The sequence below is a fragment of the Streptomyces sp. 2A115 genome, from assembly GCF_052245575.1.
GTDB lineage: Bacteria > Actinomycetota > Actinomycetes > Streptomycetales > Streptomycetaceae > Streptomyces.
In genome coordinates this window covers 49,603-74,108 of record NZ_JBQQCG010000009.1, presented here as the reverse complement: position 1 = coordinate 74,108, position 24,506 = coordinate 49,603, and the positions used below count along the sequence as shown (strand labels likewise).

The following is a 24,506-nucleotide window of genomic DNA, read 5'->3' as shown; positions in this document are numbered from 1 at the left end:
GGTGTCATTCAGCTCCCCGCGGCGACGGCCAGGCGGTGGAACGCCTGGGTGGTGCGGGGGCGGGTGATCTCGTCCAGCAGGTGCCGCCACTCGGGGTCGGCGACGGCGGGGTGCGCACGGTCCCAGGCGGCGAGCAGCGGGGCGAGTTCACTCTCGGCCTCGGTGAACTCGTCCGACGTGCAGGGGATTTCGGTCAGGGCGCCCATGGCCGTGTCCGTGTTCTTGGTGGAGGCGAGCAGCGAGTTCATGGTGGTTTCCTTCCGGATGGGCAGCCGCGGATCTCTGGGATCCGCTGGGCTCGGCTTGTTCCGCTGGGCTGGCTTCTGGGCTGGCTTCTGGGCTGGCTTCTGCTGGGTTCAACGATGCCGCCGTCCGCTCGCCGGCACGAGGTGGCATCCTCCCGGACCGAGGGTGCAGCCGGCCCCACCACGGGCGTCGGGTTGTCAGACCCGCGGGTTAGTCTTCCCGGCCATGACCTCACATCTGGACGCCACCAGGGCGTCGTACGACACCGTCGCCGTCGACTACGCCGAGCTGCTCAAAGCCCAGTTGGACGACAAGCCGCTGGACCGGGCCATGCTGGCCGCGTTCGCGGAGACGGTGCGGTCCGGTGGAGGTGGGCCGGTTGCGGATCTCGGATGTGGGCCGGGGCGGGTGACCGGGCATCTGGAGGGGCTCGGGCTGGACGCGTTCGGGGTTGATCTGTCGCCGGAGATGGTGGCGGTGGCCCGGCGGAGCCATCCGCGTCTGCGGTTCGAGGTCGGCTCGATGGCCGGCCTCGGCATCAAGGACGAGTCGCTCGCCGGGGCGATCGTCTGGTATTCCACGGTGCACACTCCACTGGAGGAACTGCCCGTGTTCTTCGAGGAGTTCCAGCGGGTGCTGGCCCCGGGCGGTCATCTGCTGCTCGCCTTCAAGGTGGGCGACGAGCGGGTGCGCCTGGAGCACGCGTACGGCCATGACGTCGACCTCTACGTGTACCGGTTCCCGCCCGAGCGGGTCGCCGAACTGCTGCGCCGGGCGGGGCTCGTCGAGGTCGCGCGGCTCGTGCGGGAGGCCGACGCGCCGGAGAAGACCCCTCAGGCCTTCATCCTCGCCCGGAAGCCGGAGCCGGAGCCGGAAGCGGTGTCGTCGTAACCGTCGCGCCGGTAGGGCACGAGCGAGCCCCGGGGAAGCTGCTGGTCGACGTCCGGAGCGTGGCGCGAGCACGCCCCTGATCGCCACCGGGGTCGTAAGGTGCCCGGATGTTCCAGGCACCAGAGACGTTCGCGCGGAGCACCGTCGAGCGCGAAGGAGAACGCGGAGCGGTGTGGCTCACCGAACTGCCGGGGATCGTGGACGAGTTGCTGGGGCGCTGGGGGTGCGTGCCGGACGGGGAGGTCATGCACGGGGGCGTCGGGGTCATCGTCCCGGTGCGACGGGGAGCCGAGGGCGCCGCCGCCGTGCTCAAGGTGTCGTTTCCGCATCCCGGCAACGTCCACGAGCCGGATGCCTTCATGGCGTGGGGCGGGCGCGGAGCCGTCCTGTTGCACGAGCGCGACGACGAGCGGTTCGCGATGCTCCTCGAACGGGCCCAGGCGTCAACCCTGGCCGACGTCGAGAACGGCGACGAGGTCGTGACGGTAGCGGGGCGGATCAACCGTCGACTGGCCATCCCCGCCCCGCCGGGCCTGCCTCGGCTGCGGGAGCGGGCGGACGCCTGGGAGAAGCAACTGCGCCAGGACGCCCAGGAGCTGACGCACGCGCTGCCGCGTTACGTGGTGGACTCCGCCGTGGCGACCGTCCGTGAGCTGGGCCGCGTCCAGCCGGACACCCTCGTCCACGGCGACCTCCACGCCAGAAACGTCCTGCGCGCCGAGCGTGAGCCATGGCTGGCCGTCGATCCCAAGGGATACGCGGGAGACCGGGCGTACGACGGTGGCACGCTGCTGAAGTCGCGCGCGCTGACGCTCCTTGAAGCGGACGACCTGCGCAAGGCTCTCCACCGCGCCTTGGACGTCTTCGCCGAGGCCGCGGAACTCGACCGTGAACGCACGCGGCGTTGGGCCCAGTTCCATGCCGTTCAGGCCGCGTTCTCCGGCCGCCGTCATGGATTCCGCATCGCGCGCGGTGGAGCACTGTTGGAACGGCTCACCGAATTCGCGGACCACATGGCGGAGTTGCTCACGGAACCGCGCTCGGTTCGTGATGCTTCTGGTCACGCGGGGGTCTGACGACAGGCGACGACAGACCCTGGCCCCAGCGAGGCTGGAACCAGCCGCCGCTCCGTCGAGGTTCCCCACTATCCTCGCGTGTTCCACCTAACGCTTACAGATCGGCTGCGTACGATGCGTAGCCAGTCCGTGGACACGGAACGAGGACTCCGTGGAGCTCGAATACCGATTACTCGGCCCGGTCGAGGTCTGGTCCGACGGCCGTCGTCTCGCGCTCGGCGGGCCCAAACCCCGTGCTCTGCTGGCCGCGTTGCTGCTCTGGCCGGGACGAGTCGTCTCCGCCGACACGTTGATCGACGCTGTCTGGGGCGAGGGGCCGCCGGACACGGCACGCGCGCTGATCCAGACGTATGTCTCCGGGCTGCGGCGCGCGCTGCCCGTCGGCGTCGACGGCGTCGACCCGATCGAGACCCGCCCGCCCGGATATCTGCTGCGGGTGGAGGGGGACGGGGTCCGGGTCGACCTCACGGAGTTCGAGCGGCTGACGGCGCGGGGGCGGGAGCGTGCGGCCGCCGGTGATCACCGAGAGGCCGCCCAACTCCTCCGGGACGCACTGGAGTTGTGGCGCGGGCCGGCGCTCGGTGGTGTCGGGGACGCGCTGCGGGTCGAGGCCGGGCGGTTGGAGGAGGCACGGCAGGCCGCGCTGGAGGACCGGATCGCGGCGGACCTCACGACGCCGGGGCGCGAGCGGGACCTCGTCTCCGAACTCACCGCACTGGTCGGCACGCATCCCACACGCGAACGGCTACGAGGCCAACTGATGCTCACCCTCTACCGCTTGGACCGCCAGGCCGACGCCCTCGCGGTGTACGCGGAGGGGCGGGCCGCACTCGCCGACGAGCTGGGCATCGACCCGGGGCCGGGGCTGCGCCGGTTGCACGAGGCGATCCTGCGGGGGGACGCGGGGTTGGTCCTCGCGGGGCCCCTCCGGGGGGAAGCGGCTCCCTCGCCCGGCCTGGCGGCGAACCCCGGCCCGGCGGCGGATGTCGCGCCCGGAGACTCCGTATCGGAGGTATCGGAGGTATCGAATGGATCAGAGGGATCAGAGGGATCAGAGGGATCAGGCGTATCTGGGGTATCTGACGTATCGGAGTCCTCTCGCGAGGCGACCCCGGCCGTTGCCCCGCCCACCGCCTCCCTTCTCCCGCCCGCCATCGGGGACTTCACCGGTCGCGACGCTCAGCTCGACGAGGTGGCGAGCGTTCTGTCCGGGCATCGCGAGACGATGCCGATCGCGGTCGTTTCCGGGCCCGGCGGGGTCGGGAAGTCCGCGTTCGCCGTGAAGGTCGCGCACCGGGTCGCCGCCGATCACCCCGACGGCCAGCTCTACGCCGAACTGCGCGGCTTCACCGACCCCGTGCCGCCCGACGAGGTGCTGGGCCGGCTGCTGCGGGCGCTGGGCGCCGAGCCGCCCGAAGGGCTGGCCGAGCGCGGTGACCTGTTCCGGAGTCTGGTCGCCCGCCGCCGCATCCTGCTGGTACTGGACGACGCGGGCAGCGAGGCGCAGGTACGCCCGCTGCTGCCCGGCAGCGCCACCTGCGGCGTACTGATCACCTCGCGGGCCCGGCTGGCCGGCCTCGGCGGCGCCCACCGTACCGATCTCGACGTACTGGACGAGGAGTTGGGCCTGGAGCTCCTCGACCGGGCCGCCGGCGGGGATCGGGTGCGGGGCGAGCCCGAGGCCGCCCGGCAAATCGTCGCGCTGTGCGGCGGGCTGCCGCTGGCCCTGCGCATCGCCGGGGCGCGGCTCGCGACCCGCCGCCACTGGACGCCGCGCATGCTCGCCGACCGCCTCGCGGACGAGCGCCGCCGCCTGGACGAGCTCGTCGTCGGCGACCTGGAGGTACGTACCGGCCTCGGCCTCAGTTACGACGCGCTGGACACCCCGGCCCGTACCGCCCTGCGCCGCCTCGGCCTGCTCGGCGCGCCCGACGTGGCCGCCTGGGTGGTGGGCACGCTGCTGGGCGTACCCGAGGCGGAGGACGTTCTGGAGCAGCTCATCGACGCCCAGTTGTTGCACTTCGCGGGCGCCGACCGGGCGGGGCAGCCGCGCTTCCGGCTGCACGACCTGGTGCGGGTGTACGCGGCCGAGCGAGCCGAGGCCGAGGACTCCCCCGCCGAACGCGCCGCCGCGCTCGGCCGCGCGCTCGGCGGCTGGCTGTGGCTGAACGACCGGGTCTCCGCCGCGGCCCCCTCCGGCGCGGTGGTCTTCCGGGATCCGCACACGCTGCTGCCGGTCGGTGAGGAGGTCGCCGAGCGGGCCCTCGCCGATCCCACCGCGTGGTTCGAGGCGGAGGCCGACGCGATCGCCGTGGCCGTCGAGCGGGCCGCCGCCATGGACCTGCACAGCCTCGCCTGCGAGGTGGCGGCCGCGTTGTGCTCGTCCTCGTACGCCACCGGTAATCGGTTCGACCCGTGGTGGCGCACCCACGACGCGGCTCTCGCCGCCGCGCGCCGCGCCGAGGACCTCGGCGGTGAGGCGCTGCTGCTCATCGGCCTCGGTCAACTCCGTTATGAACAGGACGACTTCGACGAGTCCGTGGCGTACTTCCGGCGGGCGGCCGATCTGTGCTCCGAACTCGGCGAGGTACGGGGGCATGCGGCGGCCCTCGCCGGGCTCGGCACCGCCTACCGCGAGCAGGGGAAGTTGCGGGACGCCGTGGACGAACTCACCGGCGCGGCCCGGGAGTTCAGGCGACTCGACGACGCGGCCGGGCTCGGCCTCACCTGCCGTATCGCCGGGTCCGTCCACCTCGAACTCGGCGACTACGACGCGGCCCGCGCCCTGCTCGACGAGTCCCTGACCGCGTACCGCCGCCTCGGCAGCCGGCGCGGGGAGGCGCTCACCCTGCGGTCGATGGGGCTGGTGCACAGGGCTCTCGGCGAGTACGCGGCCGCCGAGGAGCTGTTCGGCCAATCGCTGGTGATACTGCGGGACTTCGGGGATCCGCTGATGAGCGCGTACGCCGCGCAGGCGCGGGCCAAGGCACGGCTGCGGCTGGGCCGTACGCGGGAGGCGGCCGCGGATCTGGACGGGCTGCTCGACGTGTGCCGTCGGCACAACGACCGCTTCGGCCAGGCCCTGGTGCTGCGTACGCTGGGTGAATGGGCCATGGTGGAAGGCGAGTTGGTGTCCGCCGAGGCCCACCTGCGCGCCGCCGTCGAACTCTGGGACGTACTCCGGCTGCCGTTGCACCGAGCCCGTACGCTGCGGTCGCTCGCGGCGGTACGGGTTGCCGTCGGCGATGTCGCGGCGGCCCTGGTGATGCGGGACGAGGCGTTGGAGGTGTTCCGGGCGTACGAGGCCCGGGAGCGGGACGAGCCGGAGGGGCCCGGGAGTCCGTAGGCGCCCGGCAGTCCGTGGGGGGGGTCCGCGAGCTCGTGCGCGGCCTGTTGGAGTCGCTTGCGGTCGCTTGAAGTCCCTTGCGGTCTCTTGATGCGGACTTGCAGAGAACTTACAGCGGCTTCGGCAATGCTTCTCATGGGAGTTCACCAACGCGGTCCTCCACCACAGGGGCGGCGTGTCACCGCGCGGACGTGTAAGGCCCACACAAAGGCCGGTGCAAAGGCCAATGCAATGGGGGGAGCGGGGGAGCCCCGGGGGCGGTCGGGGGACCGTTCCCGGGGCATCGCGGTGCGCCGACAGCACGACGCTCAGGACGGACATGCCAGAGATCATCCTCATGAACGACGCCCGGGTGGCCGACACCCCTGTGCGCGAGTGCGCTGAACCCCTGGTGGATCTGCGGCAGTTGCCCTTTGTGCGCGTCGACACCCGCCTCGCCGACCCGGCCGGCGCCTACGCCCTGCTCCGGGAGGGCGTCGCCTGGCGGCTGGCCCGTGCGGCGAAGCTGCTGCCCGAGGGGCTGCGACTGCTGGTGACGGAGGGCTACCGTCCGCTCGACCTGCAGATACGATACTTCGAGGACTACGCGGCCGAGTTGCGCGCCGCCCACCCCGACTGGTCGGAGTCGTATCTGCACACGCAGACGAGCCGTTCGCTCTCGCCGCCGGAGATCGGCCCGCACGTGGCGGGCGCGGCGGTCGACCTGACCCTGTGCTCGGCCGACGGCACCGAACTGGACCTCGGCACCCCGGTGAACGCGAGCCCGGAGGAGAGCGACGGCGCCTGCTACACGGCCGCGCCGAACATCTCGGACACCGCCCGCCGCAACCGCCGCACCCTCACCGCCGCGCTCACGACCGCCGGTCTCGTCAACTACCCCACGGAGTGGTGGCACTGGTCGTACGGGGACCGCTACTGGGCGATGACGACCGGCGCACCGGCCGCGGTGTACGGGCCGGCCGAGGCGGGTGCCTCCAGCGGTTGAGCGGTTGTTCGGGTGCGGGTGCGGGTGCCTCCGGCGGTGGGGTGGTTGTTTGTCTGCGGGTGGGTGGGGGCTGGGCGCGCCCACGCGGCGGAGCCGCAAATCGTCACAGCCCCGCGCCCCTGAGGGGGCGCGGCCCCGCGCCGCCATCAACCCAGGAGTCCTACTAGGACAGGATCTGACCTGTATGGCTCCTAGCGTGGGACGTGCATTCTTCGACGCCCACCAGGGAGTACGCGATGAGTTACGTCACCAGCATTCAGCCGGACGGCACCCCCACGTGGATCGACCTCCGGGTTCCCGACCGCGAGCGCGCGCTGGAGTTCTACGGTGCGCTCTTCGGCTGGGAGTACGCCCAGGAGCCGGCGGAGACCGGGACCGGGCTCGGCACGACGTGCCTGCTGTACGGTCGGCCGGTCGCGGCCATCACGCAGGCCCCGGCCACCACGGGCTTCGGCTGGAACATGTACTTCGCCACCGCCGACTGCGACGGCACCGCGAAGCGCATCGCCGACGCGGGCGGAACGCTGCTCAAGGCTCCGACGGACGTCGGGGACAAGGGAGACCAGGGCCGTATGGCCATCGCCGAGGACCCGGTCGGCGCCCGCTTCGGACTCTGGGAGGCTCGCGCGCACCTCGGCTGCCAGGTCGTGAACGAGCCCGGTTCGCTCGTGCGGAACGACCTGGTCACCGCGGACCCCGAACCCGCCCGGGCCTTCTACGCGGCCGTGTTCGACTACACCCTGGACCTCAACGAGACTCTCCCGGACGCCGACTTCACCTTCCTCCGCCGTAAGGACGGCCACGAGATCGGCGGTGTCTTCGGCTTCCCGGGCGCGCCCTCGTCCGCGTGGGCGACCACGTTCGAGGTGGCCGACACCGACGCGGTCACCGGCCGGGCGCTCGCGGCGGGCGGCACGACCAGCACCCCGGAGGACTCCCCCTACGGCCGGATCGCCACGATCACCGACCCGTTCGGCGTCGAGTTCTCGGTCATCACCAGGGCTTCCTAGGGGTTCCCAGGGGTTCCCAGCCTCCCAGGGCTAGGACTGCTGAGGCAGCCGCCAGTACTGCCGTCCGTTCTCGTCACGCACGACCACACCGAGTCTCATCAGCTCGGCACGCAACTCCCGGGCGTCCGCGGCGTCGTCGTCCTTCTTCAGTGTCTGCGCGCGAGCCCTCAGCAGTGCGTTCGCCCCGTCGGGCAGGCCGGGGGTCTCCGGCACCCAGCGCCGGAACTCGTCCCGGTGGGGATCCTCGTCCGCCCAGCTGTAGCCGTGCTCGGTGAAGGCGTCGGCGAGGCGTCGCCAGGGGAGGCCGCAGTGCTCCCGCGCGATTTCCATGCTGTTCGGGGCGAGCAGCACGAGCTGCTTGCCGTCCCGGAACGCGAGGGCGATCGCGTCGTGCGGGAACTCCTGGTCCTCGTCCCTGATGGTGAGAACCACGCGGCTGTCGGAGATACGCGCCGTCAGCGACTCGTGCACCGCGATGAGCCCGACCAGCAGGCCCAGAAGCCCGCCCACGACCACCGCGCCGATGGTCAGGCCGGGCTCGGGGATCGAAGTCAGCAGCTTGGCCGGTCCCTTGAGCGGTGCCCAGCGCAGTGTCACGAGCCAGTCCGCGAGGACCGGGACCAACAAGCCGACGACAGCCCCGCACGCGACGCAGAAGAGTGTGATCGCCCAGGCCGATTCCGCGAGCACCGTGGCCTTGTGTCCCTGTGCCTGTGCCTGTCCCTGTCCCTGCGGATCCGGCCGCTTCCTCATGTCCACGCTGCCGCTCCCCGATCGTCCGTCCGGCGCTGTTGGCGTGGCCAACAGTCTGGAGGGCAGGGACACGTTCAGTCGTCGGCCGATGGTCTACGGTGCCTCGACTTTGGTCGCCCATCGGCGCATCGGCGCATCGGTGACTCGGCCCGTCAGCGACCCGAGACCTTTCAGGCCACCGTCCGCAACCCGCCCGCCCCGGCCGCCCCCATCCCCCGAACCACCCGGTGCGCGCACGTGGCCGCCAGCAGTTCCCCCAGCAGGTCCGGGTCGTCGATCTCCAGGCCCAGCAGGGACTCGATGCGTTCCAGGCGCTGGTAGAGGGACTGGCGGCCGATGTGGAGGAGGGCGGCCGTGCGGGTCGGGGAGCAGCCGTGGCGGAGGTGGGTCTCCAGGGTGCGGACCAGGTCGGAGGGGTGGGCCGCCTCCCAGGAGAGGAGCGGGCCCAGGGTGTGCTCGACGAGGCGGGAGAGACGGTCGCGGTTGGCGTCGACACCGCCCCGCGTCAGCTCGCGTTCCAGGGCGAGGGCGCGGGACGACGTCACGAGGGGGCCTTCGGCGGGGCACGGTGAGGCCGGCGGGACCGTGAGGGCGAGTTCCAGGGTCGTACGGGCCGTGCGCAGGGTGTCGCTCCAGCGGAGCCAGCCCGCACCGGTCGGGACGGTATGACCGACGGCCACGGTCAGGGACGGTTCGGCGGCGGCGCGGAGTGCTTCCTGCAGCGCCCGTACGGGATCGCGCGTGCCCGTGTCGGGGAGGGCGAGGAGGGCCAGTACGTCCCCGGGGAAGCCGGCCCGCAGTACCCCGGCCCCTCCGACAGCCCGTGCCGAACGGTCGATCGCGGCCGCCGCGGCGTGCTGCGGGCCGTGGACCGAGACGCCGACCAGGCGCGAACCCGGCCCCGGCCGGAACCCCGCCAGCGCGGCCCGCGCCTCCACCTCCGGCTGGTTGAGCGCCTGGCGGTCGGCGAGGTCGGCGAGCAGCGCGGCCGTGTGGTCGGCGCCCCAGGGGCGTACCGCACGGCCCGACAGGCCCCGGGCGACGATCGCGCGGTTCGCCGCCTCGGTGATGCGTACGAAGGGGACCACCCGGCACAGGGCGATCAGCGGGAGGCCCAGGCTGCGGGCCTCGTCCGTGACCTCGTCCGGCATGCGCGGGAGCGAGCGGCCCACCTCGACGGCCAGGGCGGCGGCGCCGCGGGCGGCCAGTTCGCGGACGTAGCGGCGGCGGGAGGCGGCGTCCGCGTCGGCGAGGCCGAAGCCGTTCGTCAGGAGGAGTTCGCCGCCGTCGAGGAAGTTCGCGCCCTCGTAGACCTCGCTGGAGTGCACCCAGCGGACCGGGCGGTCCAGCCCGTCCTGGCCCGCGAGCAGCGAGGGCGCGGCGGAGCGGACGGAGTCGAGGGCCAGGATCTCGCGGAGGGTGAGTGCGGGCATTCGGGCCTCCTGGCGGGTCGAGACCGACAGTTCGTCCGGCTGAACCGACAGTTCGTCCGGCTGTGGGCTGCCGGAAGAGTACTTTCCGCACGTTGCCCTGGTGTTTCGGCCACAGGAGAGTGGAGTCATGAGCGGAATGGAGCGCATCGAGCACATCGATCAGGCACAGGCCCGCGCGTGGCTCGCGACGGCCGTCGAGGAAGCCCGGGCCGGGCTCGCCGAGGGCGGCATCCCCATCGGCGCCGCGCTGTACGGGGCGGACGGCACGCTGCTCGGCCGCGGTCACAACCTCCGCGTCCAGGACGACGACCCCTCGATGCACGCGGAGACGGCCGCCTTCCGGAACGCGGGACGGCAGCGCACGTACCGCGGGACGACGATGGTGACCACGCTCTCGCCCTGCTGGTACTGCAGCGGTCTGGTCAGGCAGTTCGGGATCTCCCGGGTCGTCGTCGGGGAGGCCGAGACCTTCCACGGCGGGCACGACTGGCTGGCTGAGCACGGCGTCGAGATCGTGCTCCTGGACGACCCCGAGTGCGTGTCCCTGATGCGCGACTTCATCAAGAACAACCCGGCACTGTGGAATGAGGACATTGGTGAGTGAGTCCACCACCCCCCGTACGGCCCCTGTCTCCCGTACCCCCCGCGTCCCGACCGTCGACCTGAGGCCCTGGCTCTCCGGCGACCCGGTGGCCCGCAAGGACATCGCCCGCACGGTCGACGAGGCCCTGCAGACGGCCGGGTTCCTGCTCGTGACCGGACATGGTGTGGACCCCGGGCTCCGTGCGGCGATCCGGGAGGCCGCCCGCACCTTCTTCCGGCTACCGGTCGAGGTGAAGCAGCCATACACGGCCCAGGTCGGCGGCCGCGGCTGGCTCGGCCCGGGCGCGGAGGCCAACGGCTACTCGGAGGGTACGGAGACGCCCCCGGACCTCAAGGAGTCGCTCACGTTCGCGACGCACGAGCCCTTCGAGGACCCCGAGACCAACGCGGAGTGGTACGCGCCGAACGTCTGGCCGGCCGAGGCGCCCGAGCTCCGGAAGCTCTGCGAGGAGTACCTGGCCCGGATGGCGGAACTGGAGAACCACCTCCTCGGCCTCCTCGGCGAGGCTCTCCGTCTGGAGGCCAGCTTCTTCACGAAGCACATGGACCACCCCACTTACGGTTTTAACATCAACTGGTACCCGGGTACGGAGGTCATCGGCGAGCCCCAGCCCGGCCAGTTCCGTATCGGCCCGCACACCGACTTCGGCACGGTGACGATCCTGGACCGGCAGGCGGGCAAGGGCGGCCTGCAGGTCTACACCGACGAGGGCGGCTGGGAGGACGCGCCCTTCGACCCGGAGGCGTTCACCATCAACATCGGTGACCTGATGGCCCGTTGGACAGGAGACCGCTGGCGCTCGGGCCGCCACCGCGTGCTGCCGCCGCCCGCCGACGCGCCCGCCGAAGAGCTGATGTCGCTGGTCTACTTCGGCGAGTGCACCCCGGGGACGCTGGTCGAGTCCGTCCCGGCTCCGGTGGGGCGGGTCGCGCACGAGCCGGTCGACTCACACACGTATCTGCGGGAGAAGCTGGACTCGATCACGGTCGGCTGACAGCGGAAGAAGTCCGTAACTCGACGGGCATCACGCGACGTGATCCGAAGTAATCCGAACCAAGTCCCCCTTGTCGCACCGCTGTTGATACACCTCACAGCAGCAGAGAGAAAGAAAGACAGACGGAGAGAAGCCGGACCGCGCCAGGGGGAGATGCCGTGCACGGAGGGCCGCACGGGCGTGGAGCGGTGTTCGACACAGAGCCGCCCGGCCTCGCTCCACGGCTCGTCGGCCTGCTCCCGTTCCAGGAGGGGTCCAGTCCGTACGAGCACGCGAAGGAGTTTCCCTTCGTGGTGTTCGCGGGTGGCCGGGGCCTGGGCAAGAGCGCGGTGCTCGGCGAACTGCGCGACGCCTACCTGGGGCGTACTCCGGTCGCGCTGATCGACTGCGAGGAGCCGCAGTTCGCCGGGGCGCCCCCGGACCGGCCGCGCGAGGCCTGGTCGCCCGTGTCGCAGGCGCTGCTGACGATCGCCGAACAGCTCGCCGAGCCGGTGACCGGCGCCGGCCGGATCCCCTTCCCGCGGCTCGCGGCGGGGCTGCTGGCCGTCGCGGCGGGTGGCTGGGGCGACCGGGACGTGCCGCGCATCCGGCGGGAGACCGAGCGGATCCTGCTGCTGAACGACACCGGGGCATGGCCGCCCGTGCTCGCGGGGCGCTGGGTCGGCCGGGTGTCGGGCAAGGTCATCGCGGCGATGTCCGGTACGGGACCGGTGGTCGAGCCGATCATCGAGGCGACCCTGGAAGCGTTCTGCGAAGGGGTCTCGCCCGCCCATCGCCGGCTGCGGAAGGCGGCGGCCTGGTACCGCGACTACCCGAACGCGAGCGGCAGTCCGAAGCTCGGACTCGTCCTGCTCTCCGGGCACTTCAGGGCGTGCGGCGGCTCCCGCGCGCACGCCGAGAGGTATCTCGTACGGGCCCTGCTGACCGACCTCGACGACGCGTACACCGGCGCCATCCAGCGCACGCACCGGCCCGGGCGTCCGGTCGTCCTCATCGACAACGCGCAGACCGCACCGGGCAGCGGCCTGGTCGGGCCGGTGCTGCGGGACCGGGCCGAGGGCATCGCAGACCGGGTGGCGTTCTTCGCGGGGCTGCGCGGCCAGGGCCATCCGGCACTGCGCGACGCGGTGCGCCGGACGCTGTCCGAGGTGGCCCTGAGCAGCGGCTGGGAGCCGGACGCGTCCATCTCCTCCCGGGCGCTCCTCGTTCCGCTGCCGCCGCTGTCCCCCGACGACACCGCCCAGGAAGAGAGGCCAGGGTGAGGCGACAGGGTGAGGTCAGGGCCGCCGGCCGGCCTCGTCGACGACGGCCCGGCGCAGGACGGCGGTGTTGCTGGTGACCGTGCCCTCCTTCACGTCCGAGTAGTCGTCGGTGGCCACACTGCGCTCGCCGAGGAACTCACGGGTCTCCTTGTCGAAGATCCACTCATCTCGGCTGGGGTTGTCGGGGTCTTTTCGGGCGATGGCGACACCGCGCCGTCCGGCGGCGTCCACCGCGTCCTCGATCACCGTCACCCCGGGGATCCTGGCGACCGCCCGGAAGAGCGCGGCGCTCTGCTCCGGGGGCACGATCGACTGCTTCAGCAGGTCTCCGACCAGCACGAACATCGCCTGATAGGTCTCCTGACCGCTGTACTTCGGGGCGGTCTTGTACAGGTACTCGTACATCGCGTCGGCGTCGGTGGGCAGCGTCTTCACGTGGTTGTAGAGGTGGGAGACCTCCCAGCCGAGCTCGCCCGGCTTGACGTCGGGCTCGATGACGAAGGGCTCGCGGCCCACCTCCCGCAGCAAGCCGTCGTGCAGACCGTCCACCGACCACCAGGCCTCCAGCCGGTGCAGCGGCGGGATGGTGACCTTCCCGTCCGCCGCTTCGGAGTACGACACCTTGCTGTCCACGTACACGAACTGGTCGTCCCTGATGTCGCCGTAGTCGTTCTCGCGCTCGGCCGCCAGCGCGATGTCCTCCAGCAGGGCGACGGTCGCCTCGCTGGGCGGCCGGGCGCTCACGCCGCCGCCGGACGACGGGAGGACGACGAAGGTGACAGCGGCAGCGGTCGCAACGGCGGCAGCGGCGATCGCGGGCCGCAGCCACGGGGTGCGAGCTCGGGCGTTCGGCTGGTCTTCGCGCCGGATCTCGGTCATCAGATACTCCTTGAGGAGTCGGTGACGGCCCGGCGGAAGGTCTCTCTCGGGAAGCTGGTTCATCGGTTTCCCTCCCTCAGGGGCCCGACCGCGGTGGTGCGGTCACCTCTCATCTGTCCGCGCTCGAGCGGCGGTTCCATATGTTTCGCGAGTTTCGTCCGTGCGCGGGAGAGCCGTGATCGCACGGTGCCGACGGGCACTCCGAGCGCCTCGGCGGCGGCCTGGTAGTCCAGCCCGGACCACACGCACAGCGCCAGCACCTCCCGCTCGGCCCGCCGCAGCTTCGCCAACGCGGTCCGTACGGCGGCCAGTTGCGCGGCGTCGTCGAGGCGGTCCGCGACCTCGTCGGCGAAGTCGCGCACTGTCTCGTCCCGGGGCAGGCGGGCGACCGCGGCGGTGTGTCTTCGGGCGGCGCGGCGGGTGTTGCGAGTGACGTTGGTGGCGATGCCGAGCAGCCAGGGCCGCACCGAGCCGCCCTCCTCGTCGAGTTTCTCGCGCAGCCGCCAGGCGTCCAGGAAGGTCAGCGAGACGACGTCCTCGGCCACCGCCCACTCTCCCGTGAGCCGGTAGGCGTGGTTGTAGACGGAGCGTGCGTACGCGTCGAAGAGATCGCCGAAAGCGTCGTGGTCCCCCGCGCGGATGCGTCTTCGGAGATTCGTATCCACGCCCTCTACCTGTCCGTACGACGAAGGCCGGTTCCGGTGACCTGGGTCACACGCGAACCGGCCTTCAACGTACGGGGATGTACGGCGAGTTATACGCCCGCGTAGGAGTGTTTGCCGGTGACGAAGATGTTCACCCCGTAGTAGTTGAACAGCCAGCAGGCGAAGGCGGCGAGCGCGATGTACGCGGCCTTGCGGCCCTTCCAGCCGGCCGTGGCGCGCGCGTGCAGGTAGCAGGCGTAGGCGACCCAGGTGATGAAGGACCAGGTCTCCTTCGGGTCCCAGCCCCAGTAACGGCCCCACGCATCGCCCGCCCAGATGGCGCCCGCGATGATCGTGAACGTCCACAGCGGGAAGACGGCGGCGTTCACGCGGTACGAGAACTTGTCGAGCGAGGCCGAGGCGGGCAGCCGTTCCATGACGGAGGTGGCGAAACGGCCCGGCTTGCCGCCGTTCTCGAGCTTGTTCTCGTACGAGTCCTTGAAGAGATACAGGATCGAGCTCATCGCGCCCACGTAGAAGACGGCACCGCAGAAGATCGCCGTGGATACGTGGATGTAGAGCCAGTACGAGTCGAGGGCGGGAACCAACTGGTCGCTGGCGGTGTACAAGACAGTGACGGCGAGACCGAGGTCGAGGAGGACCGTGGTGACCAGGGGGAGTCCGAGCCAGCGGACGTTCTTCTTCAGCGCGAGGAGCGCGAGGTACACGCCCACGGCGACGGTGGAGAAGGTGATGTTGAACTCGTACATGTTGCCCCATGGCGCCCGCTGCACCGACAGGGCGCGGGTGAGCACGCCGCCGAACTCGATCGCGAAGGCGAGCACGGTGAGGGACACGGCGATACGGCCGTAGAGGTCTCCCTGCGCGTTGCCGCCGTGCGCGCCGGGCCCGTCCGGCACGTCACGGGCGCCGGCGGCGGCCCGCGTGATGATCTTGGGCCGCTCCAGGACGGCGGTACCGCCCGCCTTCTTCACCGTGACCGCGGGAGCCGCCGCCTTCTTGCCGTCCTTGGTGGCGGTGAGCGCGGCGGCCGTCCGGCTGACCTTGCTGCGGCTGCCGAAGGTCCATTCGGCGATGTATGCGAAGAAGGCCAGCGTGTAGACGGCCATCGAGGAGTAGATCAGCGTGTTGCTGATGTTCGCGAGGTTTTCGTTGGTCGCGGCGGCGAGCTCGGTTGCGGCGGCGAAAGTCACTTCTTGTCAGCCCCTTCGGCGGCGGATACGGCGTGGGGTTCGGAGGGGGTGGAGGTCGAGGTGGAGGTGGAGGTGGGGGAAGCCTTGGTGTCCGTGCCCGGGTCGGTCCCGGAGTCGGTGTGCGGGTCCGGTGCGTCGGGTGCGCCCGGAGCCACGTCGTACAGGAGCGAGGCCAGGTTGCCCAGTTCCTCCGGGACCTTCACGGACTCGCTGCGGCCGAGGCCGGCCATCTCGACGACGGTGACGCCGTCGGGGCCGGTCGTGGCGCGCACCCACACGCGGCGGCGCTGGACGAAGAGGGAGGCGGCTAGGCCGAAGATCGCGGTGAAGGCTCCGCCGAGGGCCCAGCCACTGGCGGGCTGCCGGGTGACCTGGAAGCCGGCCCACTCCTTGATGTCCTTCTCGAAGGTGATCGAGCCGGCTCCGTTCGGAAGCTTCATGGTCTCGCCGGGCAGCAGCCGCTGCTTGAGCAGGTTGCCCTTGGAGTCCTTGAACTCCTTCATGTTGGTCTTGTCGAGCTGGTACACGCTCTGCGGCAGTCCCGAGTCGACACCCAGGTCACCGTGGTAGGCGGACAGCGCGAGCACGGGGAAGTCGAGCGCGGGGAACTGGGAGAGCATCTGTCCCTGGCCCGCCCCGGCGAAGGTCGGCACGAAGAAGGCGTTGAAGCCGAGCTGTTCCTTCTCGCCCTTGGCGTTCCGGTAGCCGTCGAGGACCTTGATCGCACCGGAGGACGTGGCGTTGGAGTCGAGCGGCAGCAGCGCCACGGGCTGGCTCAGGACGACGTCGCCCTTGCCGTCCCGGATGGTGACGACGGGCGCGTACCCGTGGCTGACGAGGTGGACCTTCGAACCGCCGATCGCCAGCGGGTCGTTGACCTCGACGGAGGTCTTCTGCTCCTTGCCGTCGGCGCCCTCGCGGTAGGTGACCTCGGCCTTGTAGACGCGCGGGGTGCCCCGGTTGGGGCCGGTCTTCTCGTACGTACCGATGAACTTGTCCAGGGTGAAGCTGAACGGATCCAGGTCGTCGGTGCTGAAGAGGTTGCCGGACTTGAAGTCGTCGTACTGCGTGAGGGTGTTGGCGAAACCGTCGCCCTCGACGATCAGCTTGTTGCCCTCGGACTTGAAGAGCTGGCCCCAGGCGAATGCGATCAGCATCACGATCAGCGCGAGGTGGAAGGCGAGGTTGCCGACCTCGCGGAAGTAGCCCTTCTCGGCGGCGACGGCGTCCCCGGCGGCATGCGCCCGGAAGCGGCGCTTCTTGAGGAGGGTGAGCGCGGCCGCACGGACCTGCTCGGGCTCGGCCTCGGTCCGCCACGTCGTGTACGCGGGCAGCCGGGTCAGCCGCTTCGGCGCACCCGGCGGCCGGCCGCGCAGCTGGCCGACGAACTGCCAGGTGCGGGGCACGATGCAGCCGACGAGCGAGATGAACAGGAGGATGTAGATCGCCGAGAACCACACCGAGCTGTAGACGTGGAACAGCCCGAGCTTCTCGTAGATCGGCCCGAGCGTGGTGTGCCGCTGCTGGAAGTCGGCGACCTTCGTCTCGTCGGTCCCCGACTGCGGGATGAGCGAGCCGGGGATCGCGCCGAGCGACAGCAGGAAGAGCAGGATCAGCGCGACCCGCATGGAGGTGAGCTGCCGCCAGAACCAGCGGGCCCAGCCGACGGTTTCGCGGCCCGTCCACGCGAGCCATCCCGCGGCACCGGGGGCGCGCGAACCGCCGAAGGAGCCGGGCACCGCCTTCTCCACGGGCGCGGTGGACAGCTGCGCCCCGGCCGCGCCGAGCTCGCTCGCGTCCCGCGCCGCCGTGTCGTTCTCTTCGTTCTCTTCCTCGGTCCGCACGTCGGTGTTCCGTGTCGTGCTCATGGATCAGACCCCTACCGTGAAGCCGTTGGACCAGCCCTGCATCTCCTGCACGATGCTGTCCCACGCGCCGGTCAGCAGGAGCAGGCCGGTCGCGATCATCATGCCGCCGCCGATACGCATCACCCACACGTAGTGGCGCTTGACCCAGCCGAAGGCACCGAGCGCCTTGCGGAAGGCGACCGCGGCGAGGACGAAGGGCACGCCCAGGCCGACGCAGTACGCGATCGTCAGTATGGCCCCACGGCCCGCGCTCGCCTCGTTGGAGGAGAGGGCCAGCACGGAGGCGAGGGCCGGGCCGATGCAGGGCGTCCAGCCGATCCCGAAGAGCGCGCCGAAGAGGGGGGCGCCGGCGAGCCCGGCCACCGGCCGCTTGTGGAAGCGGAATTCGCGCTGGGTGACCCAGGGCATCAGGCCCATGAAGAAGATACCCATGAGGATCATGAGGCCGCCGAGCACCTTGGAGAGGGTGCTCTGGTATTCCTGCAGGGTCGAGCCGAAGTAGCCGAACAGCGCGCCGCCGGAGACGAACACCGCGGTGAAGCCGAGGACGAAGAGCGAGGCGCCGGCGACCATCCGTCCGCGCCGGGCGTCGGCCAGGTCGGTGCCGCTGATGCCGGTGACGTACGAGATGTAGCCGGGTACGAGCGGCAGGACGCAGGGCGAGAAGAAGGAGACCAGACCGCCGAGCATGGCGATCGGGATGGCGAGTACCAGGGCCCCGGTGAGAACGGTCTGGTTCACGTCGGTGGCTGCGGCGAGGAGCACGTCAGGTCACTTCTCCGCGAGGATCGGCTTGAGCATCTTGCGGAGCTTCTCCTCACTGAGCGCCGACAGCGAGCGGGCCGCGACGTTCCCCTCCCGGTCGATGATGAGCGTGGAGGGGATGGCCTGCGGGTTGAGCGTGCCCTTCTTGAAACGGAGCATCAGCCTGCCCGTCGGGTCGTACAGACTCGGGTACGTGACCCCGTACGACTTCTCGAAGGCCACCGCCGGACCGGTGTCGGTGTCGCGGGTGTTGATGCCGACGAACTGCACGCCCTGGTCCTTGACGTCGGCCTCGACCTTGACGAAGTTCTTCGCCTCCAGGCGGCACGGTCCGCACCAGGAGCCCCAGACGTTCAGGACGACGATCTTGCCCTTGTAGTCGGCGACGTCGAGCTGCTTGCCGTCGATGGTCTCGCCGGAAAGGTCGGGGGCCGGGATCCGGTCGGCCTTCGCGACCGTGGCGATGCCGTCGGTGCCGGTGACGAACCCGGCGCCGTTGCCTCCCCCTTTGGTCCCCCCGGATCCGCACGCGGACAGGAGCAGTGCCGCGACGGCGGCCCCGCTGGTCAGCAGGGCGGCGCGGCCACGGGTGCGGTTCAGGCGCTGAGGCATGCGGCGGTCAAGCTGAGGGGTCCGGTTCGAGCGCTGGAGGGCGCGGCTGGCGGCACTCATGTGAAAAGTTTCGCATGTCCGTTCCGAGGATCTTGCGCACCCCCCTTGCGGGCGCAAACCCGCATTTCAGGCGGTGTTTCGGACCGCGTTCCGAGGGACCGTCAGGCGGCCTGTCCCGAGCCCTTCACGGAACCGCTCCCCGAGTTCGTGGCGACCTCGCCGAGGAACTCCTTCCAGCCACCCGCCGGCTCCTGCCCCACACCCAGCGACCGCAGCTTCTCCAGGACGGCCGGGTCCTGCGCGTCCAACCAGTCCACGAACTGGCGGAACGACACCAGGCGTACGTCCTTCTTGCCGGCCATGTGCTTCAGCGCGCCCTCGACGGCGTCCATGTAGATGCCGCCGTTCCACTCCTCGAAGTGGTTGCCGACGAAGAGGGGTGCGCGATTCGTCTCGTATGCCCGCGTGAAGCCCGCTATGTAGGCGTCGGTCGCCTGCTTGCGCCAGGCCGGGTAGTTGGCGGGCGGCGCCTGGGTCGAGTTGATCGACTGATTGGCGAGGATGTTGTAGTCCATCGAGAGGACCTCGAAGGTGTGACCGGGGAAGGGGATCGCCTGGAGGGGCAGGTCCCAGAGGCCCCCCTTCTTCGAGGGCCACTGCTGGAGGCCGCCGGGCGAGGAGGCGTCGTAGCGCCAGCCGAGCTCGCGGGCGGTGGGCAGCAGGCTGGACTGGCCGAGCAGGCACGGGGTGCGGCCGCCTATGAGTTCCTTGTCGTAGTCGAAGGGCAGCGCGGGCAGGTCGGTCCAGCCCGTATTCGTACGCCACTCCTTGACGAAGGACTTCGCCTGGGCGATCTCGCTCTTCCACTGGGCGGGCGTCCAGTTGCCGACGCTACCGCTGCCGCCGCAGAAATGGCCGTTGAAGTGCGTGCCGATCTCGTGCCCGTCGAGCCAGGCCTGTCGGACGTTCTTCAGCGTCGTCCTGATGTGCGCGTCCGTCAGATATCCGATGTCGGAGGCGCCCGGCGCGTTGTTCGGCGGAAGGTACATGCGCTTTTTCGACTCGGGCAGCAGATAGAGCCCGGAGAGAAAGAAAGTCATGCGCGCGTCGTGCTCTTGGGAGAGTTTCAGGAACCGCTCGAAGAGGCCGTTCCCCACATCTCCCGCACCGTCCCAGGAAAAGACCACGAACTGCGGCGGAGTCTCACCGGGTTCGAGTGGCGCGGGCTTCGCGGGCTGGTTGGGCTGCTTGCCGGTGAAGGCGGTGGAGCCGTCACCGAGGGGCCGGGAGGGACGCTTGGGACTGCCTTTTCCTGAGCTTCCCGTGGCGCCGGGGCTGTCCCCCAGCGCGGTGCCGCAGCCCGTGAGTCCCACGGCCGCGGCTGCGCCGACTCCGAGTCCCAGCATTCCCCTTCGGCTGATGTCGCGCATTCCAACCCCAATCGTCGCGCCCTGCCCCCGTGCCATGTGCACATCGGGTTAGAGGGCGCGACGAAGATGGGGGTTCCATACAACTAGCGTATATTTCAGTGACTTTACGAAGATGAACCCGCAACACACAGAACGGAACCAAACCAACCGAAATTCCGTCTGTGTAACGGTGCGCCCCTCGTAAGGGCGCGGGGAACTGCGCGACCAGCCCCCACCGACCTGCACACAGAAACAGCCCCAAGCACACCCGGCACGCCAAGCGGAGCGCCTACGCTCCGAAGGCCTTGCTCTTCCCCTTCACCGGCTTGGCGCCCGCCAGAAGATGCGGCGGCACGAGATCCCGAGCGGGCTCGCTGTAGCCAACGGACACGACCTTGTCGCCCTGATACGTGAACGTCGTCAGAGAGGCGAGCGTGCACTGCCGCTTACGCGGGTCGTGCCACAACCGCCGCCGCTCCACGAAGGAACGAAGCGTCCAGATCGGCAGCTGATGGCTGACACACACGGCCTCATGCCCACGCGCGGCGTCCTTCGCGGCATCGAGCGCCCCCATCATCCGTACGACCTGCTCCAGGTACGGCTCGCCCCAGGACGGCTTGAAGGGGTTGACCAGATGCTTCCAGTTCTCGGGCCTGCGCAGCGCGCCGTCACCGACCCCGAAGGTCTTGCCCTGGAACACGTTCTCGGCCTCGATCAGCCGCGCGTCGGTCGCGAGGTCGAGCCCGTGCGCCCCGGCGATCGGGGTGGCCGTCTCCCGCGCCCGCTCCAGCGGCGAGGAGACGACGTACGTGATGTCCCGGGAGGCGAGGTGCTCGGCGACCCGCTCGGCCATCCGCTCCCCCAGCTCGGACAGGTGGTAGCCGGGCAGCCGCCCGTACAGAACCCCGTCCGGGTTGGCGACCTCTCCGTGCCGCACCACGTGTACGACTGTGATGTCACTCATGCTGCCGTGGCCTCCGCTGCTGCCCGCGCCGCCGCCGGAAGGGCGTCGGCGATCCGCTGTACCGCCCGGTCGTCGTGCGCCGTCGACACGAACCAGGACTCGAACGAGGACGGCGGCAGGTAGACGCCCTGCGCCAGCATGGAGTGGAAGAACGCGGTGAAGCGGTACGACTCCTGCGTCTTCGCGTCCTCGTAGTCCCGTACGTCCCTGTCGGTGAAGAAGACGGAGAACATGTTGGACGCGTTCTGCAGCCGGTGCGCCACACCTTCCTTGGTGAGGGCGTCTGCGACGAGGGTACGTACCTGCTCGGACACCGCGTCGACCCGCTCGTACGCGGCGTCGTCGAGCAGCCGCAGCTGCGCGAGCCCCGCGGCGGTCGCGACCGGGTTCCCGGACAGCGTTCCGGCCTGGTAGACGGGCCCGGCGGGCGCGAGGTGCGCCATGACGTCCTCCCGCCCGCCGAAGGCGGCGGCGGGGAATCCCCCACCCATGACCTTGCCGAAGGTCATGAGGTCGGGCGTGACCCCGTCGACCCCGTACCAGCCGGCCTTGCTGGTACGGAACCCGGTCATGACCTCGTCGGAAATGAACAGTGCGCCGTTCGCGGCGCAGGCGTCCTTGAGCCCCTGGTTGAAGCCGGGCCCCGGCGGCACGACGCCCATGTTCCCGGGCGAGGCCTCCGTGATCACGCAGGCGATCTCGCCGGGGTGGGCGAGGAAGGCGGCGTGCACGGCGTCGAGATCGTTGTACGGAAGGACGATGGTGTCGCCGGCCTGGGCGCCGGTGACACCGGGCGTGTCGGGCAGCGCGAAGGTGGCGACCCCACTCCCGGCGGCAGCCAGCAGCGCATCGACATGCCCGTGGTAGCAGCCGGCGAATTTGATCACCTTGGCGCGCCCGGTGAACCCGCGCGCGAGACGGATGGCGGACATGGTCGCCTCGGTGCCGCTGGACACGAGACGGACCTGCTCGACGGGCTCGACGCGGGCGACGATCTCCTCGGCGAGCAGGACCTCGCCCTCTCCCGGCGTACCGAAGGACGTACCGCGGGATACGGCTGCCACGACCGCCGCGTTCACCTCGGGATGGGAGTGGCCGAGGATCATCGGCCCCCAAGAACAAACGAGATCTACGTACTCCCTCCCGTCGGCATCTGTCAGGTATGGGCCGTTACCGGACACCATGAACCGGGGCGTACCGCCCACGGCGCGGAAGGCGCGGACGGGAGAGTTCACGCCGCCGGGCGTGACGGCCGCCGCACGGTCGAAAAGAGTCTGCGAAACTGGGGCTTCGTACGGATAGCTCACACGGGCCATGGTGTCAGAGGCTGCGAAGATCCTGCGGACAGGTGTTTCAACGCACGTTTCGGCGGGCGGCCGTGGGGGAGGTCACTGTCACGATGATCGGGTTGCGTGGCGGGGGTCGCGCACCCTAGAAAAGCAGTCGGGTGGAGATATGCATCGCGGTGGCGGACTGGGCGAGGGGACCGATGACCTCGGCCCTCGGCGTGCCCGGCGGGGGAAGCACCGGCGCGAGGCGGAAGCGGCCGAGGCACGCCAGACGCAGGGATCGCAGGGCGAGCCTGAGCGAATCGACCCTTCGGCCCGTATGGACGGTATGGACTACACGGACCGCGGGGCAGACCAGCTCAGGGCAGGAAGCGGAAATGGTGGCCGGGTGGGGGTGACCTACAAATACTTCGGGGCCCCGGACGGCGCGACGGCCGCTCGCGTCCCGATCTCCATGCGCCCCGAGGAACTCGGCGGCGACGAGCTCGGCATGAACGGCATGTTCACGAAGATCAAGCCGGAGACGATGGCCGCGATGGTCCTCACCGGTATCGAGGGCATACCGCTGCACAAGGTGCCCCCACTCGAACTCGTCGTCCTCCACCCCGACTACGCCGTCGTGAAGCTTCCGATGACGGTCGTCGATCCCCTGCGGGGCATCGGCGAGGAGGCGGTCGGCGCGGCGGCCTTCATCTGGTCGACGGTGCCGGATCGCGGAGGGCCGCGGGACGCGTTCAACGTGTACCAGTTGCTGCACGAGTGGCAGGACTTCAGCCACCGACTGCATGAGGCGGGGCATCAGCCTTACTGCCTTGTATGGCCTTGATCTGGGCCTCCTTGCGTGCGGCCGTGATCTGAGCCTCCTTGCGGAGAGTGGTGCGATTGCGGAGTGCGGGTGCGATTGCGGGTGCGGGTTGCGGGTGCGGATTGGGCGAGGCTTTCGGGCCTCGCCCTCATTGATGCCGCCCAGAGCCCGCCCCCAGCCGACCAAAGCCCCACTGACCCCCGAGCCCCCCGCCCCCAAACCCCGCCATCATTGGGTGATTGGCGGGTTTGGGACACGCATGACCTCGGCATGCTGTCCCGAACCTTCCAATCACTGATTCTGGCTCTGGGTGGCGAGGGGCCGGGGTCGGGCGGCAGTGATGCTGCGCGGACCCGGGGCCGGGTCGTGTGGCGTAGGGCGTGGGCGCTTCAGGGCTTGCGGGCCAGGCCGCCGTGCTGGCCGATCGGTGTCGGCTCGCTCGAGTCCGGCATCTTTTCCGGGCGCCAGAGGGGGACCGAGACGACTCCGGGCTCGACGAGTTCCAGTCCCTCGAAGAACGCCTCGATCTGTGGCACGGGACGGAGGAAGTACGGGACCGCGCCGGTCTCGTTGTAGCCGTCCTGGGCCGCCTCGTAGGCCGGGTCCGTGCCGCGGGAGCCGTCGTTGACGGAGAGGTAGCTGCCGGACGGGAGGCCGTCCATGAGGTGGCGGACGATGGAGCGGGCCTGGTCGTAGTCCCCGACGTGGCCCAGGATGCCGCTGAGGATCAGCGCGGTCGGGCGGCTGAGGTCCAGGGTCTCGGCGGCGGCCGCCAGTATGCGGTCGGGTTCGAAGAGGCTGGCGTCCACGTAGTCGGTGGCTCCCTCCGGGGAGGAGGTGAGCAGGACCCGGGCATGCGCGAGGACCAGCGGGTCGTTGTCGACGTAGACGACCTTGGCCTCCGGCGCGATCCCCTGGGCGACCTGGTGGGTGTTGTCCACGGTGGGCAGGCCGGTGCCGACGTCCAGGAACTGCCGGATGCCCGCCTCCTCCACCAGGTAGCGGATGCTGCGGCCGAGGAAGGCCCGGCTGCTGCGGGCGATGGTGACAATGCCCGGGAAAACGGCCGTGTACGCGTCGCCGGCCTCCTCGTCCACGGGGTAGTTGTCCTTGCCGCCCAGCCAGTAGTTCCAGATCCGGGCCGAGTGCGGAACCGTGGTGTCGATCTTCCGCCTGGCCGCCGGGCCGGTCGAGCTCTCGTGGTCGGTCATGGGCACCGTTTTCTCATCCAAGGCGTGTACTGACACGCACAAAGTTAAGTCCAAGTTTCAACGTCTGTGGTCCAACACCCAAGATACGTACGCCACTTCGTCCCCCGACGTCGGCCCTCGTAAGCACTCGCGAGTCCTCGCAACGCTACCCCCGGCCTCGCTCGCGGGGGTGCGTGTGATGATGACGAGGCTCGGCCGTCTTCCGGGATGGCGGGGTGGCTGGACGGGGCGGGGCGGGACGGGGAG

The 24,506-nt window shown here is 70.4% G+C and carries 22 protein-coding genes; 9 read left to right on the top strand and 13 right to left on the bottom strand.

Annotated features, from left to right (window positions below):
• Positions 1-8 precede the first annotated feature (8 nt).
• Entirely contained in the window at positions 9-248 is a 240-nt protein-coding gene (locus tag ACTWQR_RS10830) for a hypothetical protein (protein WP_443226750.1), read from the bottom strand.
• 223 nt (positions 249-471) lie between these two features.
• On the opposite strand from ACTWQR_RS10830, the gene ACTWQR_RS10825 reads away from it, so the two are divergent.
• The 5 genes from ACTWQR_RS10825 (at position 472) to ACTWQR_RS10805 (ending at position 7,554) form a co-directional block, all read left to right on the top strand.
• Positions 472-1,137 (top strand): class I SAM-dependent DNA methyltransferase, encoded by a 666-nt coding sequence (locus ACTWQR_RS10825; RefSeq protein WP_443226749.1) that lies wholly within the window; start codon positions 472-474, stop codon positions 1,135-1,137.
• Positions 1,138-1,244: 107 nt separating this feature from the next.
• Complete coding sequence (locus ACTWQR_RS10820; protein ID WP_443226748.1) at positions 1,245-2,213, top strand: aminoglycoside phosphotransferase family protein; 969 nt, start codon at positions 1,245-1,247, stop codon at positions 2,211-2,213.
• Positions 2,214-2,364: 151 nt separating this feature from the next.
• Positions 2,365-5,559: an AfsR/SARP family transcriptional regulator gene (locus ACTWQR_RS10815; RefSeq protein WP_443226747.1), complete on the top strand. Its 3,195-nt coding sequence runs from the start codon at positions 2,365-2,367 to the stop codon at positions 5,557-5,559.
• A 319-nt stretch (positions 5,560-5,878) separates the two neighbouring features.
• Positions 5,879-6,544, top strand: coding sequence for a M15 family metallopeptidase (locus tag ACTWQR_RS10810; RefSeq protein ID WP_443226746.1), 666 nt, complete (start codon positions 5,879-5,881; stop codon positions 6,542-6,544).
• 236 nt (positions 6,545-6,780) lie between these two features.
• Positions 6,781-7,554 (top strand): VOC family protein, encoded by a 774-nt coding sequence (locus tag ACTWQR_RS10805; RefSeq protein WP_443226745.1) that lies wholly within the window; start codon positions 6,781-6,783, stop codon positions 7,552-7,554.
• A gap of 30 nt (positions 7,555-7,584) precedes the next feature.
• Here the strand turns inward: ACTWQR_RS10805 and ACTWQR_RS10800 are convergent, their stop codons facing one another.
• Together ACTWQR_RS10800 and ACTWQR_RS10795 are read right to left on the bottom strand one after the other, a co-directional pair.
• A complete protein-coding gene (locus ACTWQR_RS10800; RefSeq protein ID WP_443226862.1) occupies positions 7,585-8,307 on the bottom strand; it encodes a YqeB family protein in 723 nt (240 codons plus the stop codon).
• 170 nt (positions 8,308-8,477) lie between these two features.
• Positions 8,478-9,740, bottom strand: a complete 1,263-nt coding sequence (locus ACTWQR_RS10795) for a PucR family transcriptional regulator (RefSeq protein WP_443226744.1) — start codon at positions 9,738-9,740, stop codon at positions 8,478-8,480.
• A 136-nt stretch (positions 9,741-9,876) separates the two neighbouring features.
• Here ACTWQR_RS10795 and ACTWQR_RS10790 point away from each other — a divergent pair, with 136 nt between their 5' ends.
• The 3 genes from ACTWQR_RS10790 to ACTWQR_RS10780 all read left to right on the top strand — a co-directional run bounded on the left by ACTWQR_RS10790 (position 9,877) and on the right by ACTWQR_RS10780 (position 12,600).
• Positions 9,877-10,344 carry a nucleoside deaminase gene (locus ACTWQR_RS10790; protein WP_443226861.1) on the top strand — a complete coding sequence of 156 codons (468 nt, stop codon included), beginning with the start codon at positions 9,877-9,879 and terminating at the stop codon, positions 10,342-10,344.
• Positions 10,337-11,338, top strand: coding sequence for an isopenicillin N synthase family dioxygenase (locus ACTWQR_RS10785; protein ID WP_443226743.1), 1,002 nt, complete (start codon positions 10,337-10,339; stop codon positions 11,336-11,338). The genes ACTWQR_RS10790 and ACTWQR_RS10785 overlap by 8 nt, the downstream gene beginning before the upstream one ends.
• Before the next feature lie 188 nt (positions 11,339-11,526).
• Entirely contained in the window at positions 11,527-12,600 is a 1,074-nt protein-coding gene (locus ACTWQR_RS10780) for a hypothetical protein (protein WP_443226742.1), read from the top strand.
• Positions 12,601-12,615: 15 nt separating this feature from the next.
• On the opposite strand, the gene ACTWQR_RS10775 is transcribed toward ACTWQR_RS10780, so the two are convergent.
• The 9 genes from ACTWQR_RS10775 to hemL form a co-directional block, all read right to left on the bottom strand.
• Positions 12,616-13,542 (bottom strand): CU044_5270 family protein, encoded by a 927-nt coding sequence (locus ACTWQR_RS10775; protein WP_443226741.1) that lies wholly within the window; start codon positions 13,540-13,542, stop codon positions 12,616-12,618.
• Positions 13,539-14,144 carry an RNA polymerase sigma factor gene (locus tag ACTWQR_RS10770; RefSeq protein WP_443226740.1) on the bottom strand — a complete coding sequence of 202 codons (606 nt, stop codon included), beginning with the start codon at positions 14,142-14,144 and terminating at the stop codon, positions 13,539-13,541. Before ACTWQR_RS10770 ends, ACTWQR_RS10775 begins: the two co-directional genes overlap by 4 nt.
• A gap of 89 nt (positions 14,145-14,233) precedes the next feature.
• Positions 14,234-15,337 (bottom strand): c-type cytochrome biogenesis protein CcsB, encoded by a 1,104-nt coding sequence (ccsB, locus tag ACTWQR_RS10765; protein WP_443226739.1) that lies wholly within the window; start codon positions 15,335-15,337, stop codon positions 14,234-14,236.
• Positions 15,334-17,205 (bottom strand): cytochrome c biogenesis protein ResB, encoded by a 1,872-nt coding sequence (gene resB / locus ACTWQR_RS10760; RefSeq protein ID WP_443226738.1) that lies wholly within the window; start codon positions 17,203-17,205, stop codon positions 15,334-15,336. The genes ccsB and resB overlap by 4 nt, the downstream gene beginning before the upstream one ends.
• A 3-nt stretch (positions 17,206-17,208) precedes the next feature.
• Positions 17,209-17,970, bottom strand: a complete 762-nt coding sequence (locus tag ACTWQR_RS10755; RefSeq protein WP_443226737.1) for a cytochrome c biogenesis CcdA family protein — start codon at positions 17,968-17,970, stop codon at positions 17,209-17,211.
• 6 nt (positions 17,971-17,976) lie between these two features.
• Entirely contained in the window at positions 17,977-18,642 is a 666-nt protein-coding gene (locus tag ACTWQR_RS10750) for a TlpA family protein disulfide reductase (RefSeq protein WP_443226736.1), read from the bottom strand.
• 101 nt (positions 18,643-18,743) lie between these two features.
• Positions 18,744-20,012 carry a hypothetical protein gene (locus ACTWQR_RS10745; protein ID WP_443226735.1) on the bottom strand — a complete coding sequence of 423 codons (1,269 nt, stop codon included), beginning with the start codon at positions 20,010-20,012 and terminating at the stop codon, positions 18,744-18,746.
• A 268-nt stretch (positions 20,013-20,280) separates the two neighbouring features.
• Entirely contained in the window at positions 20,281-20,955 is a 675-nt protein-coding gene (locus tag ACTWQR_RS10740; protein WP_443226734.1) for a histidine phosphatase family protein, read from the bottom strand.
• Positions 20,952-22,271: a glutamate-1-semialdehyde 2,1-aminomutase gene (gene hemL / locus ACTWQR_RS10735; RefSeq protein WP_443226733.1), complete on the bottom strand. Its 1,320-nt coding sequence runs from the start codon at positions 22,269-22,271 to the stop codon at positions 20,952-20,954. Before hemL ends, ACTWQR_RS10740 begins: the two co-directional genes overlap by 4 nt.
• A gap of 139 nt (positions 22,272-22,410) precedes the next feature.
• Here hemL and ACTWQR_RS10730 point away from each other — a divergent pair, with 139 nt between their 5' ends.
• The gene (locus tag ACTWQR_RS10730) at positions 22,411-23,070 is read left to right on the top strand and encodes a hypothetical protein (RefSeq protein WP_443226732.1); all 660 of its coding nucleotides are present in this window, start codon (positions 22,411-22,413) and stop codon (positions 23,068-23,070) included.
• Between the two features lie 368 nt (positions 23,071-23,438).
• Here ACTWQR_RS10730 and ACTWQR_RS10725 read toward each other — a convergent pair whose 3' ends face one another.
• On the bottom strand, positions 23,439-24,260 hold the full coding sequence (locus ACTWQR_RS10725) for an SAM-dependent methyltransferase (protein WP_443226731.1): 822 nt from the start codon (positions 24,258-24,260) through the stop codon (positions 23,439-23,441).
• Positions 24,261-24,506: the final 246 nt, after the last annotated feature.

Excerpts from the sequence above, each read along its gene's own strand:
- ACTWQR_RS10750 (WP_443226736.1), bottom strand. The coding sequence starts at position 18,642 with ATGAGTGCCGCCAGCCGCGCCCTCCAGCGCTCGAACCGGACCCCTCAG.
- ACTWQR_RS10725 (WP_443226731.1), bottom strand. The coding sequence starts at position 24,260 with ATGACCGACCACGAGAGCTCGACCGGCCCGGCGGCCAGGCGGAAGATC.
- resB (WP_443226738.1), bottom strand. The coding sequence starts at position 17,205 with ATGAGCACGACACGGAACACCGACGTGCGGACCGAGGAAGAGAACGAA.
- ACTWQR_RS10825 (WP_443226749.1), top strand. The coding sequence starts at position 472 with ATGACCTCACATCTGGACGCCACCAGGGCGTCGTACGACACCGTCGCC.
- ACTWQR_RS10730 (WP_443226732.1), top strand. The coding sequence starts at position 22,411 with ATGCATCGCGGTGGCGGACTGGGCGAGGGGACCGATGACCTCGGCCCT.
- hemL (WP_443226733.1), bottom strand. The coding sequence starts at position 22,271 with ATGGCCCGTGTGAGCTATCCGTACGAAGCCCCAGTTTCGCAGACTCTT.
- ACTWQR_RS10805 (WP_443226745.1), top strand. The coding sequence starts at position 6,781 with ATGAGTTACGTCACCAGCATTCAGCCGGACGGCACCCCCACGTGGATC.
- ACTWQR_RS10820 (WP_443226748.1), top strand. The coding sequence starts at position 1,245 with ATGTTCCAGGCACCAGAGACGTTCGCGCGGAGCACCGTCGAGCGCGAA.
- ACTWQR_RS10790 (WP_443226861.1), top strand. The coding sequence starts at position 9,877 with ATGGAGCGCATCGAGCACATCGATCAGGCACAGGCCCGCGCGTGGCTC.
- ACTWQR_RS10830 (WP_443226750.1), bottom strand. The coding sequence starts at position 248 with ATGAACTCGCTGCTCGCCTCCACCAAGAACACGGACACGGCCATGGGC.
- ACTWQR_RS10810 (WP_443226746.1), top strand. The coding sequence starts at position 5,879 with ATGCCAGAGATCATCCTCATGAACGACGCCCGGGTGGCCGACACCCCT.
- ACTWQR_RS10800 (WP_443226862.1), bottom strand. The coding sequence starts at position 8,307 with ATGAGGAAGCGGCCGGATCCGCAGGGACAGGGACAGGCACAGGCACAG.
- ACTWQR_RS10740 (WP_443226734.1), bottom strand. The coding sequence starts at position 20,955 with ATGAGTGACATCACAGTCGTACACGTGGTGCGGCACGGAGAGGTCGCC.
- ACTWQR_RS10775 (WP_443226741.1), bottom strand. The coding sequence starts at position 13,542 with ATGAACCAGCTTCCCGAGAGAGACCTTCCGCCGGGCCGTCACCGACTC.
- ACTWQR_RS10795 (WP_443226744.1), bottom strand. The coding sequence starts at position 9,740 with ATGCCCGCACTCACCCTCCGCGAGATCCTGGCCCTCGACTCCGTCCGC.
- ACTWQR_RS10745 (WP_443226735.1), bottom strand. The coding sequence starts at position 20,012 with ATGCGCGACATCAGCCGAAGGGGAATGCTGGGACTCGGAGTCGGCGCA.